The 16,383-nt window shown below is 72.0% G+C and carries 15 protein-coding genes; 8 read left to right on the forward strand and 7 right to left on the reverse strand.

Annotated elements, in window-relative coordinates; genetic code table 11:
* The first annotated feature begins 31 nt into the window (after window positions 1-31).
* Window positions 32-811 (forward strand): phosphate ABC transporter ATP-binding protein PstB, encoded by a 780-nt coding sequence (gene pstB / locus IE95_RS0100865; protein WP_030144077.1) that lies wholly within the window; start codon window positions 32-34, stop codon window positions 809-811.
* Between the two features lie 122 nt (window positions 812-933).
* Here pstB and IE95_RS0100870 read toward each other — a convergent pair whose 3' ends face one another.
* On the reverse strand, window positions 934-1,419 hold the full coding sequence (locus IE95_RS0100870) for a hypothetical protein (RefSeq protein WP_036570273.1): 486 nt from the start codon (window positions 1,417-1,419) through the stop codon (window positions 934-936).
* A 351-nt stretch (window positions 1,420-1,770) separates the two neighbouring features.
* On the opposite strand from IE95_RS0100870, the gene IE95_RS0100875 reads away from it, so the two are divergent.
* The 3 genes from IE95_RS0100875 to ispF all read left to right on the forward strand — a co-directional run bounded on the left by IE95_RS0100875 (window position 1,771) and on the right by ispF (window position 3,679).
* The gene (locus tag IE95_RS0100875; RefSeq protein ID WP_030144079.1) at window positions 1,771-2,253 is read left to right on the forward strand and encodes a CarD family transcriptional regulator; all 483 of its coding nucleotides are present in this window, start codon (window positions 1,771-1,773) and stop codon (window positions 2,251-2,253) included.
* A 200-nt stretch (window positions 2,254-2,453) separates the two neighbouring features.
* Window positions 2,454-3,197 carry a 2-C-methyl-D-erythritol 4-phosphate cytidylyltransferase gene (ispD, locus tag IE95_RS0100880; protein ID WP_030144080.1) on the forward strand — a complete coding sequence of 248 codons (744 nt, stop codon included), beginning with the start codon at window positions 2,454-2,456 and terminating at the stop codon, window positions 3,195-3,197.
* Window positions 3,194-3,679 (forward strand): 2-C-methyl-D-erythritol 2,4-cyclodiphosphate synthase, encoded by a 486-nt coding sequence (ispF, locus tag IE95_RS0100885; RefSeq protein WP_030144081.1) that lies wholly within the window; start codon window positions 3,194-3,196, stop codon window positions 3,677-3,679. Before ispD ends, ispF begins: the two co-directional genes overlap by 4 nt.
* Window positions 3,680-3,775: 96 nt before the next feature.
* Here ispF and IE95_RS0100890 read toward each other — a convergent pair whose 3' ends face one another.
* From IE95_RS0100890 to IE95_RS0100905, 4 genes are all read right to left on the reverse strand, one after another.
* On the reverse strand, window positions 3,776-5,710 hold the full coding sequence (locus IE95_RS0100890) for a glycoside hydrolase family 127 protein (RefSeq protein WP_030144082.1): 1,935 nt from the start codon (window positions 5,708-5,710) through the stop codon (window positions 3,776-3,778).
* A gap of 79 nt (window positions 5,711-5,789) precedes the next feature.
* Window positions 5,790-6,722, reverse strand: coding sequence for a carbohydrate ABC transporter permease (locus IE95_RS0100895; RefSeq protein ID WP_084689657.1), 933 nt, complete (start codon window positions 6,720-6,722; stop codon window positions 5,790-5,792).
* An 11-nt stretch (window positions 6,723-6,733) separates the two neighbouring features.
* The gene (locus tag IE95_RS0100900) at window positions 6,734-7,690 is read right to left on the reverse strand and encodes a carbohydrate ABC transporter permease (RefSeq protein ID WP_036570277.1); all 957 of its coding nucleotides are present in this window, start codon (window positions 7,688-7,690) and stop codon (window positions 6,734-6,736) included.
* Window positions 7,691-7,775: 85 nt separating this feature from the next.
* Window positions 7,776-9,098, reverse strand: coding sequence for an ABC transporter substrate-binding protein (locus IE95_RS0100905; protein ID WP_030144085.1), 1,323 nt, complete (start codon window positions 9,096-9,098; stop codon window positions 7,776-7,778).
* 338 nt (window positions 9,099-9,436) lie between these two features.
* Here IE95_RS0100905 and IE95_RS0100910 point away from each other — a divergent pair, with 338 nt between their 5' ends.
* A complete protein-coding gene (locus IE95_RS0100910; RefSeq protein WP_248700172.1) occupies window positions 9,437-10,495 on the forward strand; it encodes a LacI family DNA-binding transcriptional regulator in 1,059 nt (352 codons plus the stop codon).
* A gap of 13 nt (window positions 10,496-10,508) precedes the next feature.
* Here the strand turns inward: IE95_RS0100910 and IE95_RS0100915 are convergent, their stop codons facing one another.
* Window positions 10,509-11,087 carry a hypothetical protein gene (locus tag IE95_RS0100915; protein WP_030144087.1) on the reverse strand — a complete coding sequence of 193 codons (579 nt, stop codon included), beginning with the start codon at window positions 11,085-11,087 and terminating at the stop codon, window positions 10,509-10,511.
* 204 nt (window positions 11,088-11,291) lie between these two features.
* Between IE95_RS0100915 and IE95_RS19335 the strand changes: the two genes are divergently transcribed.
* Window positions 11,292-11,945 (forward strand): TetR/AcrR family transcriptional regulator, encoded by a 654-nt coding sequence (locus IE95_RS19335; RefSeq protein WP_051702542.1) that lies wholly within the window; start codon window positions 11,292-11,294, stop codon window positions 11,943-11,945.
* Window positions 11,946-12,012: 67 nt separating this feature from the next.
* On the opposite strand, the gene IE95_RS0100925 is transcribed toward IE95_RS19335, so the two are convergent.
* Window positions 12,013-13,416 (reverse strand): D-arabinono-1,4-lactone oxidase, encoded by a 1,404-nt coding sequence (locus tag IE95_RS0100925; RefSeq protein ID WP_030144089.1) that lies wholly within the window; start codon window positions 13,414-13,416, stop codon window positions 12,013-12,015.
* Window positions 13,417-13,451: 35 nt separating this feature from the next.
* Here IE95_RS0100925 and IE95_RS0100930 point away from each other — a divergent pair, with 35 nt between their 5' ends.
* Both IE95_RS0100930 and cysS read left to right on the forward strand, forming a co-directional pair.
* Complete coding sequence (locus tag IE95_RS0100930; RefSeq protein WP_084689659.1) at window positions 13,452-14,774, forward strand: alanine racemase; 1,323 nt, start codon at window positions 13,452-13,454, stop codon at window positions 14,772-14,774.
* Window positions 14,775-14,899: 125 nt separating this feature from the next.
* On the forward strand, window positions 14,900-16,339 hold the full coding sequence (gene cysS, locus IE95_RS0100935; protein WP_030144091.1) for a cysteine--tRNA ligase: 1,440 nt from the start codon (window positions 14,900-14,902) through the stop codon (window positions 16,337-16,339).
* The last annotated feature ends 44 nt before the right edge of the window (window positions 16,340-16,383 follow it).

The following is a 16,383-nucleotide window of genomic DNA, read 5'->3' on the forward strand; positions in this document are numbered from 1 at the left end:
CGCGGGACCGGACACCGGAAGGAAGCACATCATGTCGAAGCGAATCGACGTCTCCGACCTCAACGTCTACTACGGCGACTTCCTCGCCGTGGAGGGCGTGACCATGGCGATCGAGCCGCGCTCGGTCACGGCGCTGATCGGCCCGTCGGGCTGCGGCAAGTCGACGTTCCTGCGCACGCTCAACCGCATGCACGAGGTCATCCCGGGGGCGCACGTCCAGGGCAAGGCCGTCATGGACGGCCAGGACCTCTACGCGCCCGACGTCGACCCGGTCGCGGTCCGCCGCCAGGTGGGCATGGTCTTCCAGCGGCCCAACCCGTTCCCGACCATGTCGATCAAGGAGAACGTCCTCGCGGGAGTGCGCCTCAATAACAAGCGCATCTCCAAGTCCGACGCCGAGGAGCTCGTCGAGACGTCGCTGCAGGGCGCGAACCTGTGGAACGAGGTCAAGGACCGCCTCGACCGTCCCGGGTCGGGCCTGTCCGGCGGGCAGCAGCAGCGCCTGTGCATCGCGCGCGCGATCGCGGTGCGCCCGCAGGTGCTCCTCATGGACGAGCCGTGCTCGGCTCTCGACCCGATCTCGACGCTCGCGATCGAGGACCTCATGGCCGAGCTCAAGGACGAGTACACGATCGTCATCGTGACGCACAACATGCAGCAGGCGGCCCGTGTGAGCGACCGCACGGCGTTCTTCAACATCGCGGGCACGGGCAAGCCGGGCCGGCTGATCGAGATGGGCGACACCGCGACGATGTTCTCGTCGCCGACCGAGCAGGCCACGGAGGACTACATCTCGGGCCGCTTCGGGTGACCTGGCGGCACCCGCACCGCCCGTGACGCACGACGGCGAGGCCCCCTTCCAGGAGGGGGCCTCGCCGTCGTGCTGTCTTGCGTCGCCGGTGCCGGCACCGTTGCCGGACCGGCGGCCGTCGATCAGGGCAGGTAGTCCTGGTACTCCTCGAGCGCGCCGTTGACGACCGGGACCTGGACGGTCTCGGACTCGCCCGAGCTCGCGGTGACCGTCACGGAGATCGTGGCGCCGGGGGCGGCGTCGACGTTCCCGAACTGGGCCTCGAACCCGTCCTCGACGCCGATGTAGACGGTCTCGCCGGCCTCGAGCGGGATGTCGACCGGGTCGGTGCCCTCCGGGGCGATGGTGATCTCGACCGGCTCGTCCGAGTCGTTCGCGGCCCCGCCCAGCAGCGTCCCGGGCTCGCCCTCGGCGGCCGAGACGATGAGCAGGTTGAGCGCGCGGACCTCGTCGGTGAGGTCGACGCGGATGCCGTCCGACGGCGAGTAGGCGATGTCCGTCGTGATGGGTGAGCAGGCCGACACGGCGACGGCGCTCGCCACGATCACGGGGATCGCGAGCATGAGCGACCGGCGCGGCGTGGTCGGGCGGGACGGGGTGCGGGTCACGTGCGCTCCAATGTGCTGCGGTCAGTCTCGGTGTGCTCAGGGGGTGTGCTCGACGAGGTTCTCCGCCGCCGGCGCCCCCCTGGGCGCAGATGATCACAGCCTAGTCGCTCCCGGAGGTGTCCGGCCCGGTGTCTCCCGGAGCGTCGGTCGGCGCGGCGTCGGGTCTCCCGAGGCGGGCCGCAGCCCGTCCGGAGCCGTCAGGGCGTGGGAGGTATTCGTGCCAGGACGTCCTCCGGAGGGCCGCACGACCAGGAAAAACGCTGGGACGGTGCGCCTGCCGACCTGGGCAGGGGCTCGGAACGGAGGGACCCCCGTGGTAAGATCGACCTCCGCGAAAGGGGACATCTGCAGATGACGTTCACAGTAGGCGAGACCGTTGTCTACCCACATCACGGTGCCGCAAAGATCGAAGAGATCAAGACCCGCACCATCCGCGGGGAGGACAAGATCTACCTGAAGCTCAAGGTGGCTCAGGGCGACCTGACGATCGAGGTCCCGGCGGACAACGTCGACCTGGTGGGCGTCCGCGACGTCGTCGGCCAGGAAGGCCTCGACAAGGTCTTCGAAGTTCTTCGCGCACCATACACCGAAGAGCCGACCAACTGGTCGCGCCGCTACAAGGCCAACCTCGAGAAGCTGGCCTCGGGCGACGTGATCAAGGTGGCAGAGGTCGTCCGCGACCTCTCGCGACGTGACGCGGACCGCGGCCTCTCGGCCGGGGAGAAGCGCATGCTCGCGAAGGCTCGACAGATCCTGGTCTCGGAGCTGGCCCTGGCCGAGCACACCGAGGAGGACAAGGCCGAGGCCATCCTCGACGAGGTCCTGGCTTCCTGAGCAGAACCCTCACCCACGCACCACCGACGACGCACGGACCGCCAGCGGTCCGTGCGTCGTCGTCGTTCACGCCGACGTCCGCGTGAGGAGGCGCTCACCGCGCCCCGCGTGAGGAGGCGTGGGGGCGACTTCTCACGACCGCTCGTCTCGTCAGCGGGCCGAGGACGGTCCGCAGGCCGAGATCGTCTACCGTGATCGGTGTGACGACCCTCGCCATCCTGACCGCCGCCGGCTCCGGTACCCGCCTCGGCTTCGACCTTCCCAAGGCCCTCGTCCCCCTGCGCGGTCTTCCGCTGGTCCTGCACGCGGCCCGCCGCCTGACCGCCTCGGGCGTGGTCGACGCGCTCGTCGTCACGGCACCGAACGGGCTCGTCTCGGTCATGTCGGACGTCCTGGAGCACGACCCGCACGTGAGCGTGCCCGTGGTCGTCGTGGCGGGCGGGACCACGCGCCAGTCGTCGGTCGCGGCGGGCCTGACGCGGGCCCGTGCCGACATCGACACGGTCGTCGTGCACGACGCCGCACGGCCGCTGGCCCCGGCCGCGATGATCCGTCGCGTCGTCGAGACCGTCAAGGCGGGTCACCAGGCCGTCATCCCCGGGCTCGCCGTGACGGACACCGTCAAGATCCTGGCCCCGCGCGGCCCGGCCGAGGGCTCCACGCTGCCCGCAGGGGTGGACCGGGTCGCCGCCACCCCGGCGCGCACGCTGCTGCGCGCCGTCCAGACGCCGCAGGCCTTCGACCGGGCGCTCCTGGTGCGCGCGCACGCCGCAGGAGCCGCACGGGCCCGGACCGAGGCCACGGCCGCGACGGACGACGCGTCGCTCGTCGAGGCGCTGGGGGAGGACGTGTTCGTGGTCGAGGGCGACGAGCTCGCGATGAAGGTCACGACCGCACGCGACTTCTACTACATCGAGAAGCTGCTGACGGAGGACGTGCGATGAACCTGCCACGCACCGGCATCGGGACCGACGTCCACGCGTACGCCCCGGCGGGCGAGGAACGCGAGCTGTGGCTCGCTGGACTGCACTGGCCCGGGGAACGCGGCCTGGCAGGCCACTCGGACGCCGACGTGGCGGCTCACGCCGCGGCCGACGCCCTGTTCTCGGCGGCGGGGATCGGGGACCTCGGCTCGAACTTCGGGACGAGCGCCCCGGAGTGGTCGGGGGCGAGCGGCGCGTCGCTGCTCGCCGAGGCCGCCCGGCGGGTGCGCGCTGCCGGGTTCGAGATCGGCAACGTCGCGGTCCAGGTCATCGGCAACAGGCCCCGCCTCGGGCCGCGCCGGGCCGAGGGCGAGGCAGCGTTGAGCGCCGCCGCCGGGGCGCCCGTGACCCTCACGGCGACCACGACCGACGGCCTGGGGCTGACCGGCCGCGGCGAGGGCGTCGCGGCCCTCGCGACCGCGCTCGTCGTCCGGACCGGCTAGCGGTCTCGACCGGCTCACGAGAGACGCCCTGGGACACCCGGGCGGTTCCGGGCCAGGACCCCCGGGCCCCGCCCGAGCGCCCCAGGACGGGCCGGGTCAGGTTGTCGGCAGCCAGATGCGCATGGTCGACGGCCCGCGGTTCGCCCAGTCGTGGTAGGGGGTCAGGACGACGTCGAGCAGCTCGTCCGCCGGACCCGAGCCGCCCCCCTGGCCGTCCCGATCGGTGCGCGGGCTCTCCGCGTAGGGCCACGCGCGGTCGGTCGGCGCAGACCGCCGCCCCGTCGCGATCACGAGCCCCTGCTCCTCGCGCAGCGGCAGGGAGGGGTCGACCACGAGCTCGGCGACGTCGTCGACCGTCTGGTCGAGCGACTCGGCGCACAGCACCTCGGGGCCGCGCTCGACCGCGACGCAGCCCCGCACGGCATCGATCCTGTCGTCGGCCGTCACGACCCGTGGCGACACGTCGAGCTCGAGGCGCACCTCGTCGCCCGCGAGGAAGGTCCGCCGGACCTCTGCGGTGCCCGGCTCGACGCTCCAGGTCTCACCGCCCGTGGACAGGCGGGCAGAGGCCGACCACGCCGGCACCCGCACCCGCAAGGACCAGTCACGGCCCGTGTCCCGCAGCACACGGAGGACCACGACCCCCGAGTCGGGGAAGTCGGTGTGCACGTCGACCTCGACAGGTGTGCCGTCCGGCAACGCCGTACGGATCTGCGCGTCGGCGTACTGGTGCACCTGGAGGCCGTCCTCGTCGACCGTCGCGAAGTACGCGGCGAGGCTCGCGAACGTGCGTGCGACGTTGGGCGGGCAGCACGAGACCTCGAACCAGGGGGCCCGCAGCGAGGACGAGGCGCGCACGCTCGCGACGTCCGCGGGTGCGACGGCTCCCGGGACCCGCTGGTGCAGGGTGTTCGTGTAGTAGAACGATGTGCCGTCGTGCGCGGGGGACGTCGCGACGACGTTGAAGAGCGTCCGCTCGACCAGGTCGGAGTAGCGGGCCTCACCCGTGGCGAGCAGCAGCCGCCAGCTCGTCATGATCGAGCCGATCCCGGCGCAGGTCTCCGCGTACGCCCGGTCGGGGGGCAGGACGAAGTCCTCCCCGAAGGCCTCGTCCTGGTGGTGCGAGCCCTGCCCGCCCGTGAGGTAGGTGCGCCGGGCCACGGTGTTCTGCCACTGCGTCGCGACCGCGCGCAGGAGATCGCGGTCGCCCGTGTCGGCGGCGACGTCGAGAGCACCGGCCGCGAGATAGTTGGCACGCACCGCGTGCCCCCGGAAGACGGTCGCCTCACGGACCGGCTGGTCGTCCTGGAAGTAGGAGCGGCCGAACTCGATGTCACGCAGCGTGCCGTTGCCGTGCCGCTCGACGAACAGCGCAGCCTGGTCGAGATAGCGACGCTCGCCCGTGACCCGGGACAGCTCGGCGAGCGCGACCTCGATCTCGGCGTGCCCGCAGATCCCCTGCCGGCCGTCGGGCCCGAACACCGCGCACACGTGGTCGGCGGCCCGCCGGGCCACGTCGACCAGGAGCTGGTCGCCGCCCGTGCGGGCGCGGGCCACCGCGGCCTGGATCAGGTGGCCGTAGCAGTACAGCTCGTGCCCCCACTCGAGGTCCGAGTAGCGGTCCCCCTGGCCAGGCCGGCCGAACATCGTGGACAGGTAGCCGTCCGGCTCCTGCACGGCCGCCACGCGCCGGACGATCGCGTCGAAGCGGGCGTCGAGCTCGCCGTCGGGCCTCCTGCCCAGCTCCCAGGCCATGGCCTCGAGGAGCTTGTACACCTCGGAGTCGGAGAACTCGCGCCCGCGGCGGGCCGCCGGGAGACGGCCCTCGACGGCCGCGTCGAAGTTGCCCAGCCACCCCTCCTTCTCGAGCCAGTGCTCGATGTGGGCCAGCGTGGCCACGCGGTTCGTCTCCTGGCGGTCGGCCCAGAACCCGCCCGTGATCCGGACTTCGTCGAGGCCGAGCGGACGCAGGACCGACGAGCTGGGGACGACCGGTCGGCCGCCGGTCGACCGACTGGTGGTGGTGGTCACGGAATTCCTCCGGTGAGGTCGATGCCCACGAGGATGGGCGAGGTGATGGGTGGGACGGGACTGCGCGGTGACCCGGAGGTCAGCCCTTGAGCGCGCCCGACATGAAGCCCTGGACGTAGTGCCGCTGCAGCAGCAGGAAGAGGACGACGCACGGCAGGGCGAGGACGACCACGCCCGCCTCGGTGGCCCCGTAGTCGACGATGCCCATGATCTGCTGGCGCATGTTGGCCACGGCCAGCGGGAGCGGGAGCTTGGACGAGTCGGAGATGAGGATCAGCGGCGCGATGAAGTCGTTCCAGGCCGCGAGGAACGCGAAGAGGCCGACCGTGATGAGACCGGGCTTGACCGCCGGCAGCAGCACCCGCCGCAGGGCACCGAACGACGTGCACCCGTCGACGAGGGCCGCCTCCTCCATCTCGGTGGGGACGGACTCGAACGAGATCCGCATCATGAAGGTCGCGAACGGGAGCTGGAACATCGTCAGGACCAGCGCGAGCCCGAAGAGCGAGTTCTGCAGGTGCAGGGCGTTCAGCAGGACGTAGAGCGGGATCAGCAGGGTCGCGTAGGGCACCATCAGGATCCCGAGCGTGAGCATGAAGAGGATGTTCTTGCCGGGGAACGCGAAGCGGGCGAACGCGTAGCCGCCGAGGAGCGAGGTCACGAGGGTGAACAGCACGGTCAGCCCGGAGACCACGACCGAGTTCAGGAGGTACTGCCCGATCCCCGCCTGGTAGCCGGCGAGGGTCACGTAGTTCCCGAACCCCCAGCCGTCGCTCTGCGCGCTGCCGGCCTGCGGCGAGACCGATGCGACACCGGCCCAGATGAGCGGGAAGAGGAAGATCAGGGCGAGGCCGCCCGTGAAGACGTAGTACGGCGTACGCAGCGCGAGGCCGCCGAGCGTCGTGGTCGGGGTCGCACGCACGACCCGGCGTCGTCGCCGTGCCGGCGTGGGGGGCGCGGCGGTCACGGACGGAGGGACGGGAGCGGACGGGGTGTCGGTCGTGGTGGGCATGTCCGGGGTCCTCACTTCTCGTCCGTCTGGCGCATGCCGCGGAACTGCAGGGCGTTGATGACGATCAGGGCCAGGAGCACGAGGATCGACAGGGCGGCAGCGCGGCCCAGGTCGTTCTGGCCCTGGAACGCCATGTTGTAGATCAGCTGGACGACCGTGATGGTGCTGTTGTCCGGGCCGCCCTTGGTCAGGATGTAGAACTGGTCGAACGCGAGCAGCGAGCCCGTGACGCACATGATCGTGCAGAGCATGAGCGAGGGGCGCAGGAGCGGCAGGGTGATGCTCCGGAAGATCTGGAACGGCTTGGCGCCGTCGATGCGCGCCGCCTCGTACACCTCGCCGGGGATGTTCTGCAGACCCACCAGGAGCAGGAGCATGTAGAAGCCCGCGAACCGCCACACGATGAGGAAGACGGTCGACCACAGGGCCGCGGTGGGTGTGCCCAGGAAGGAGATGGGCTCGTCGACCAGGCCGAGCTTCTCGAGGAAGGGGCTGATCGGGCCGGACTGGGGGGAGTAGAGCGCGTAGAACAGGAGCGAGGCGGAGGCCAGGCCGAGCGCGCTGGGGACGAGGAACGCGGTGCGCAGGAACCCCTTCCACCGCGTGCTCTCCTGGACCAGCAGCGCCATCCCGAGCCCGAGGCCCAGGAGGAGGACCGTCGCGATCACGGTGTACTTCAGCGTGAAGACGATCGATGGCCAGAAGTACTTGTTGGCGACGACGTCCTGGAAGTTCTCCGGGAAGTTGGGGCCGCGGTTGCCCGCGAGCAGGGGCCAGTCGGAGACCGACATCTGCACGACCAGGAGGATCGGGACGATGAAGAAGAGGCCGACGAAGACGGCGGTGGGCATCGCGTAGAGCCAGCCCTGGGCCCCCCGACCGCGCAGGGCGTTGCGCGTGCGGCGGCGCCCGGCCGGGCGGGCTGCGGGCCTCGGGGTGCTCACGGGGGCCGTGGTGTGCGTGGTCACGGGAGTCCTCTCTGACTCGGGTGGACCGTGGTGGGTGCGCCGGTGCGCACCCACCACGGTGCTCGTCCTCGACGGACGGAGCTGGTTACTGGTCGAGGACGGCCGTGATCTCGTCGTTGTCGGCGTCGATGTTCTTCGCGTCGCCGAAGACCGCTCCACGGACGAGCGTCAGCCACGGGCTGTCGGGAGCGTTGAACGCCTGCTGGAAGTTGATCGCGACGGGCGTGCTGCCCTTGGCCGCGACCTCGTTGATCGTCACGAGGCGCGGGTCGACGGCCGCGTACTTGTTGTCGGCCAGGTCCGCACGCGACACGACGTCGTTGTTCTTGGCCAGGACCTCGACCTGCGCGTCCTCGCTCGTGAGCCACGAGAGGAAGTTCCAGGCGGCCGCCTCGTTCTTCGAGTCCTTCGAGATCCCGATGCCGTCACCGCCCACGAACGTGGACTCCCCGCCGTCGGGACCGGGGATCGGGGCGACGCCGACGTCGACCGTCTCGGCCGCGGTCGACAGCAGGGTCGCGGGGTACGGCATCACACCGACCTTGCCCTCCTGGAAGGGGCCGGTCCACGTCGCGCCGGTCTCGTCCTTGGTGCCGGTGCCGATCGCCCCCGAGTCGACCATGTCCTTGTAGACCGCGTAGACGTCCTTGGCGGTGTCGCTCGCGAGCAGGGACTCGGTGCCGTCGGCGCTCAGGACCTGGTCGCCGCCGGCCCAGACGGACGGGAACCACGTGAAGAGCGTGCACCCGCCGCAGTTGCCGCCGAAGTACGTGCCGGACACGCCGTCCTTGCCCAGCCCGCTGATCGCCTTGGCGTGCTCGCCGTACTCCTTGAGCGTCGTCGGGGGCTTCTCGGGGTCGAGCCCGGCCTCGCGGTAGAGGTCCTTGTTGTAGAACATGACCGAGAGGTCGAGGACGAACGGCAGGACGTGCTCCTGGTCCTCGTACGTCCCTGCGTCGACGTGGCCCTGCGCGAGCTCGTCGGCGTAGGGAAGCCCGTCGATCCGGTCGGTGATGTCGGTGAACAGGCCTTGGGAGGTCCAGTTCGGGACGTAGACGATGTCCGCCGCGAAGAGATCCGGGAGGCTGCTGCTGCCGGCCGCCGCGCCCACCTTCGCGACGTAGTCGTCGTTGGGCGTGATGGTCAGGGAGACCTGGTTCTTGTGGCTCGCGTTGTAGGCGTCGACCAGGAGGGTGGCCTGCTTCTCCATCGGGGCACGGGTCCACAGCGTGAGCTCCGTGCCGTCGTCGATCCCCTCGGGCGAGTCGCTCGCGGCGGCGTCGCCGCCGGACCCGCTGTCGGTGTCGTCGGCGGGCGAGCACGCAGCCAGGCTCGTGGCCAGCATGCCGACCGTGAGGAGGGTCGCCAGCGGGCGGACTGCGCGGATCGACTTCCGTGTGGTGCTCATTCGAGCCTCCAAGCTCTCTTCGTTGAGGGTGGTACGGGGGTGTGCGGGTGCTGCTGTGCACGTCCAGGGGGCCTGCACACGGCGACGAAACCGTTTCGGAAGCAGGTCATGGAGATCTGACGATCGTGACAATCCTGCGTCCGTGACGAGCTCAATCCGCGTGTTGAGGCCGCTGGGAGCAGGTTAGCGCTCACACGGCCTCTCGCGAAATCCGCCGAAAAGGTTTTCTGAGACTATTGCGGAGTGAGGGAGCCGTCAACCCTCTGAGGGGGCTACAGTTTCGTCACGACCTCCGGACCCACCAGGGGCCTGGAACATCTCGAGGGAGCAGGACGATGGTGCGCGAGGACGAAGGGGGAGCCCTGCCGGTCGACCGAGCCAAGCGCTCGGTCACGCTGACCGACGTCGCCCGGCTCGCAGGCGTCTCGGTGGCCACGGCCTCCAAGGCGCTCAACGGGCGTGACCAGGTCAAGGCCGAGACCAGGACGCGGGTCATGGAAGCGGCCGAGCGCCTGTCGTTCCAGCCCAACGCGCTCGCCCGTGGGCTGCTCGCGGGCCGGACCGGCACGGTCGGCCTGCTCACGAGCGACCTCGAGGGACGCTTCGTCATCCCCATCCTCATGGGCGCCGAGGACGCGTTCGGGGCCGGCCGCGTCTCGGTCTTCCTGTGCGACGCGCGGGGCGACTCGATCCGCGAGCAGTACCACCTCCAGGCGCTGCTCTCACGTCGCGTCGACGGTCTGATCGTCGTCGGGCGCCAGACGGACCCGCGCCAGTCGTTGGGCCAGCGGCTCCCCGTACCCGTGGTCTACGCCTACGCGCCGTCCCAGGACGACACGGACCTCTCGATCGTCCCCGACAACGTCGCGGGCGGTCGGGTCGCCGTCGAGCACCTCATCGCGTGCGGGCGACGGCGCATCGCGCACGTCTCGGGCGACCCCACGTACGCGGCAGCCCAGGACCGCGCCGCCGGCACCACCGCGGCGCTCGCGGCAGCGGGACTCGAGCTCGCGGGGGACGGCGTGCTGTTCGGGGAGTGGTCGGAGAGATGGGGACGGAGCGCAACGGCCATGCTCCTGGCCAAGGACCCGTCGATCGACGCGATCTTCGCCGCGAGCGACCAGATCGCCCGGGGCGTGCTGGAGACCCTCCGTGAGCTCGGCAGGGACGTACCGGGCGACGTCTCGGTCATCGGGTTCGACAACTGGGAGCAGTTCGCGCTCGGCGCGCGACCCGAGCTCACGAGCGTCGACAACAACCTCGAGGTCCTGGGACGCTACGCAGCACAACGCCTGTTCGCCGCGATCGACGGCCAGCGGGCGTCAGGGGTCGAGAAGCTCCCGTGCCGCCTGGTCCCGCGGGAGTCGACCTCACCGCTCGGAGCGCTCGGTCCCTAGGCGTGACCCGCCGTCACCCGACGGGCGTCACGACCAGGCTGTCCGTCACCGCGCGGGCCTGCGCGGCGCCGTCGGCGTCCTGCGTCGCGAACGACTCCGTGACGAACGCGAACGCGGTCCCCGCCGTGGTCGCGACCTCGACGATCGTCTCGACCTGGGAGACCTCGATGCCGTCGACCGTGCGGGTGCCCCCGAACCGGTGGGCGGGAAGCCCGGCGAGCTCGATCGGTCCCGGCTGGGTCGGGTCGACGGTCCAGTCCGCGGTCCCCGCCAGGAAGTCGGCAGCGGCGGCGGTCCGCTCGACGAGCGTCGACCCGCCCGGGGCCTCGGTCGTGACGACCACGTTGGCCGTGAAGCCCGGGTCGCCGTACGGCTTCTGCGCACGGACGACGAGAGGCACCTCCTGCCCCGCCCGGTCCCAGCCCGCGGGTACCGTCAGCGTGACCGAGACCCCGTCGGCGACGACCACGACGCTCTGCGAGGTCGCCGCAGGCGGCGGCGCCTCGTGCGTCGCGCCGCCGCACCCCGCGAGCAGAGGCACGAGCAGCCCGCAGGCAGCGACGAGGGAGAACGGGCGGTGCGAGCGAGCCACAGGTGTCCTTTCGGGCCGGGACGGGCTCCGACGGGAGCCGATCCTCCCAGCCTGCCACGCCCAGGTCGTGGCACGGCCCGTTCGCACGCCCCCCACGTGCGAAAATACGACATTGAAGGCATGGTGGACAGCGACGACGACGGGGCGTTCCTGCCCCGCCGTGCTGCCGGAGCGTGGTCATGAGGGAGGTCGACGATGAACCGCATGTCGATCGAGGAACGTCGGGCGCAGATCGTCGACGCAGCGATGTCGATCGCCGTCCGGGACGGTGTCGAGGCCGTGACGGTGCGCGGGGTCGCGGCCGAGGCCGGGATCTCGTTGGGGACCGTGCACTACTGCTTCGAGGACAAGGACGCGATGCTGCGTGCCATGGGGCACAGCGTCGCGGTCGTCGCCTCGGACCCGGTGCGCATGGCCATGGACCCCACGAAGGACATCCGGACCATCGCCCACGCGGCGGCCGACGGCCTGTGGGAGGGCCTGACGCCGCGCCGGCACATGCGGCTGCTGACGTTCGAGTTCGCCACCGCCGGGTCGCGCAACCGTGCGCTGCGTCCCGTCGCGAAGGCGCACCTCGAGCAGACGTGGGCCATGACGCAGGGCATCCTCGACCAGCTCGCCGAGATCGCGAACATCACGTACTCGATGGACACGCCCTTCCTGTCGCGCATCGTGGCGGGGTACATCGACGGCATCGAGATCGCGTGGCTCGTCGAGCAGGACGACGACGCCGCGATCCGCAGCTTCCACGCGCTCGCCGACTACGTCCTGTCGCTCGTGGTGCACCCCGACGGCGCGGCTCCGGGCGCAGGACCTGACGACGGGCGGCCCGACGGCGCCGCCCCCGCCGCGTCGTAGGCGCACCGCACACCGTGCGCATCCCGTGCGGCGCGTCCACCGCGGGGTGCACCGTGAGCCGTGCGCCTCAGCGCGGCCCGAAGACCTGGTCCGTGTAGGGGTTGGCGAACACGCCGCCGGGGTCGGCCTGGGCGCGGACCCGGCGGAAGGCCTCGAAGCGCGGGTACCGCTCCGCGAGGTCCTCGGCAACCAGCGTGTGGAGCTTGCCCCAGTGCGGTCGCCCGCCGACGTCCGCGACGATCTTCTCGACGCCCTCGAAGTAGCGCTCGTGGGGGAGGCGCACGTACTGGTGGACCGCGACGTAGGCGCTGTCGCGTCCGTGCGCGGTCGAGAGCCAGACGTCGTCCGCGGCCGCGAAGCGGACCTCGACCGGGAAGGGGACGTTCTCGCCCGAGGCGCGGACCCACGAGTCGATCTCCTCGAGCACGTTCACGAGCTCCGCGCGGGGGACCGCGTACTCCATCTCGCGGAAGCGCACCCTGCGCGGCGACACGAACACCTCGTGCGAGGGCGCGACGTACGTGCGCGGGGCGAGCGCACGCGCCGACAGGGCGTTGATCCGCGGGGTCGCGCGCGGCACCGCGGTCGCGACGCGGTTGACGACCTCGAACAGCCCGTTGGACAGCAGCTCCTCGTCGACCCACGACCGCGCGCGCGTCACCGCGCCCGGGCGCTCGCCCCGGGCCGTGCGCAGGACGGCCGCGGCCTCGTCGTCGGGCGCGAGGCGGTCGTTGCGCTTGGTGAGCGCCCGGCGCGTGTGGGGGAACCAGTAGAACTCGACGTGGTCGTGCGCGTTCTCCAGGCCCTCGGCGTCGCTGCCACCGCCACGTCCGCCCGACGCCGTGCTGAGCTCTTCGAGGACCCGGTCCAGCGGCCAGGGCTCCTCCTGGGCACGCAGGTGGAACGCCGGGACCACGTCGAGCGTGACCGCGGCCAGCACGCCCGTGCTGCCCAGGCCCAGGCGGCTCGCCTCGAACAGGTCGGGGTTCTCGTCGGGCGTGGCCTCGGTCACCGAACCGTCGGCGCCGACCACGCGCACACCACGCACCTGCGTCGCGAGCCCGCCGAGCGAGGCTCCCGTGCCGTGCGTGCCGGTCGAGATCGCGCCCGCGACCGACTGCCGGTCGATGTCCCCGAGGTTGCGCATCGCGAGGCCCGCGGACGCGAGCACCGCGTTGAGCCGGTGCAGACGGATCCCGGCACCCACGGTCACGCGCGCCCCGGTCTCGGTGCGGGTCACGTCCTCGACGGTGCCGAGCGCGTCGAGGCTCACGAGCACGCCGTCGGTCACGGCCGCACCCGTGAACGAGTGCCCCGCACCGACGGCCCGCACGCGCAGGCCGTCGGCGGCGGCCCGACGCACGACCTCGGAGAGCTCGTCGGTGTCGCGCGGGGCGACGCGGTGCAGGGGAGCGGCGGTCTGGTTTCGCGCCCAGTTCGTCCATGAACCGGGAGCCTGCTGGCTCGTCACACACGCACTGTCTCACGAGGGGTAGGTTTCCTTCCATGACGACGACGCCCGTGCAGCGCAGCACGCAGGACCCGTCCACGCCGTCCTGGTCCCGAGGACGGGTGAGCCCCGAGGGGCAGGGGGCGCACGACGCGTCGGCCGGGGCCCGCACCCTCGGCGACCGGCTGTCGGCCGCGACCGAGCGCGTCCCGGGGCCCGTCGCGGTCGTCGACCTCGACGTGTTCGACGCCAACGCGCGCGAGCTCCTGGCCCGCGCGGGCGGCGTGCCCGTGCGGCTCGCGTCCAAGTCGGTGCGCGTGCGCCCCCTCGTGCGGCGCGCGGGCGAGCTGGGCTTCGCAGGGATCATGGCGTACTCGCTCGCGGAAGCCCTGTGGCTCGTCGAGGAGGGCGCGCGCGACGTCCTGGTCGCGTACCCCACGGTCGACCGCCGGGCGCTCGCCGAGCTCGCCGCGGACCTGGCGGCCCGCCGCGAGATCACCCTCATGGTCGACGACGTCGCGCAGGTCGCGCTCGTCGCCGCGGCGCTCGCGGGCCACCACCCCGGCGTGGACGGCGGTGCGGCACCGGACGGGCCGCCCGTCCTGCTCTGCCTCGACGTCGATGCGTCGCTGCGCCTGGGCCTCGGCCCGTTCACGGTCCACCTCGGGACCCGCCGCTCACCCGTCCACACGGCCGCCGAGGCACGAGCCCTCGCACGGGCCGTCGCGGACACCCCGGGCCTGCGCGTGCGTGGCCTGATGTTCTACGAGGCGCAGGTCGCGGGCCTGCCCGACACGAGCCCCGCCGTACGGCTCGTCAAGAAGGCCTCGGTCGCGGACCTGGCCACGCGCCGGGGCGAGGTGATCGCCGCGGTGAGCGACGTCGTCGGGCACGACCTGGAGCTCGTGAACTCCGGCGGGACCGGGTCGCTCGAGTCGTCCGCCGCGGACCCGGTCGTGACCGAGGTGACGTCGGGCTCGGGGCTCTACGCGCCCGGGCTGTTCGACGGCTACCGGTCGTTCGACCCGCACCCGTCCGCGTTCTTCGGCCTCGACGTCGTCCGCGTCCCCGCACCCGGCTACGCGACCGCGTTCGCGGGCGGCTACGTGGCCTCGGGACCCGCCGGGGCGCTGCGCGTGCCACGCGTCGTGGAGCCGGGCTGGCGGCTCACGCCCTCGGAGGGCGTGGGCGAGGTCCAGACGCCGCTGCGCGCCACCCGCGGGGCCGAGCGACGGCTCACCGTGGGCGACCGCGTCTGGTTCCGGCACGCCAAGGCCGGCGAGCTCATGGAACGCTTCGACCGCGTGCACCTCGTGCGCGGCGACCAGGTCGTCGAGGAGGTCCCCACCTACCGGGGCGAGGGGAAGAACTTCGGCTGACGGCGTCGGCGACGCTCCCCGAGGTGCCGACCGTGACCACGAGCGAGGCCGACGGCACCGACGAGCACCGCCCCCACGAGAGGGCGGGTTCTGCCGGGAGGGGTGCACCCCGGTAACCTTTGGTCGTGAGCCTTCGACTGTTCGACACCGCGACGCGGGACGTGCGCGCCTTCATCCCTCAGACCCAGGGTGAGGTCGGCATCTACCTGTGCGGTGCGACGGTCCAGTCGGCGCCGCACATCGGGCACATGCGCTCGGCCGTCGCGTTCGACGTCCTGGTGCGCTGGCTGCGCCGCACAGGCTCGCGCGTGACCCTCATCCGCAACGTCACGGACATCGACGACAAGATCCTCGCCAAGTCCGCCGACGCCGGCGAGCCCTGGTGGGCCTGGGCCGCGACCTACGAGCGCGAGTTCACCGCGGCCTACGACGCCCTGGGCGTCGCACCGCCCACCTACGAACCCCGCGCCACCGGGCACGTCACCGACATGGTCGAGCTCATGCAGCGGCTCGTCGACACCGGCCACGCCTACACGACCGGACCCGGCGACGTGTGGTTCGACGTGCGCTCGTGGGCCGACTACGGCTCGCTCACCAACCAGCGGCTCGAGGACCTCACGCCCGCACCCGCGGACTCGGCCGAGGAGTCCCTCAAGCGCGACCCCCGCGACTTCGCGCTCTGGAAGGCCCCCAAGCCCGGCGAGCCCGCCACGGCCTCCTGGGACACCCCGTTCGGGCGCGGACGACCCGGCTGGCACCTCGAGTGCTCGGCCATGGCCCACCGCTACCTCGGCGGCACGTTCGACATCCACGGCGGCGGCCTCGACCTGCGCTTCCCGCACCACGAGAACGAGCAGGCCCAGTCCCGCGCCGCCGGCGACGGGTTCGCCCAGTACTGGCTCCACTCCGCGTGGGTCACGCAGGGCGGCACCAAGATGAGCAAGTCCCTCGGCAACGGGCTCCTCGTCCGCGAGGTCCTGCGCACCACGAGCCCCGCCGTCCTGCGCTACGCGCTCGCAGCCGTCCAGTACCGCTCGATGCTCGAGTGGACCCAGGACACCGTGAGCGAGGCCGAAGCCACGTGGGAGCGGCTCAGCGGGTTCGTGCAGCGCGCGACCGAGCGCGTCGGGACGATCGACCTCGACGACGTGCGCCAGGCCGAGCTCCCGGCCGCCTTCGTGGCCGCCATGGACGACGACCTCAACGTGCCCGCCGCGCTCGCGGTCGTGCACGAGCACCTGCGCGCCGGGAACTCGGCCCTCGCCGACCGCTCCCCGGCCGCGGACGCCGTCGCCCGGCACCACCTCGTCGCCCTCCGGGCGATGCTCGACGTCCTGGGGCTCGACCCCGCGGGCGAGCGGTGGGCCGACGCCGGGGACACCCGGTACCGTCAGGCGCTCGACGCGGTCGTCACGGCCGAGCTCGACGCCCGCGCACAGGCACGGGCAGCACGTGACTTCGCCACCTCCGACGCGATCCGGGACCGCCTCGCGGTCGCCGGGATCGTCGTCGAGGACTCCAGCGACGGGGCCCGCTGGTCCCTCGCTGCACGCCAGGGCACCTGACCCGGAACCCTGGACGGCAGGACGGGCCCACCCGGGCCCAGGGT

It is taken from the genome of Oerskovia turbata (assembly GCF_000718325.1).
Classification (GTDB): Bacteria; Actinomycetota; Actinomycetes; order Actinomycetales; family Cellulomonadaceae; genus Oerskovia; species Oerskovia turbata.

Excerpts from the sequence above, each read along its gene's own strand:
- IE95_RS0100875 (WP_030144079.1), top strand. The coding sequence starts at position 1,771 with ATGACGTTCACAGTAGGCGAGACCGTTGTCTACCCACATCACGGTGCC.
- IE95_RS0100930 (WP_084689659.1), top strand. The coding sequence starts at position 13,452 with ATGACGACGACGCCCGTGCAGCGCAGCACGCAGGACCCGTCCACGCCG.
- ispF (WP_030144081.1), top strand. The coding sequence starts at position 3,194 with ATGAACCTGCCACGCACCGGCATCGGGACCGACGTCCACGCGTACGCC.
- pstB (WP_030144077.1), top strand. The coding sequence starts at position 32 with ATGTCGAAGCGAATCGACGTCTCCGACCTCAACGTCTACTACGGCGAC.
- IE95_RS19335 (WP_051702542.1), top strand. The coding sequence starts at position 11,292 with ATGTCGATCGAGGAACGTCGGGCGCAGATCGTCGACGCAGCGATGTCG.
- IE95_RS0100895 (WP_084689657.1), bottom strand. The coding sequence starts at position 6,722 with ATGCCCACCACGACCGACACCCCGTCCGCTCCCGTCCCTCCGTCCGTG.
- IE95_RS0100905 (WP_030144085.1), bottom strand. The coding sequence starts at position 9,098 with ATGAGCACCACACGGAAGTCGATCCGCGCAGTCCGCCCGCTGGCGACC.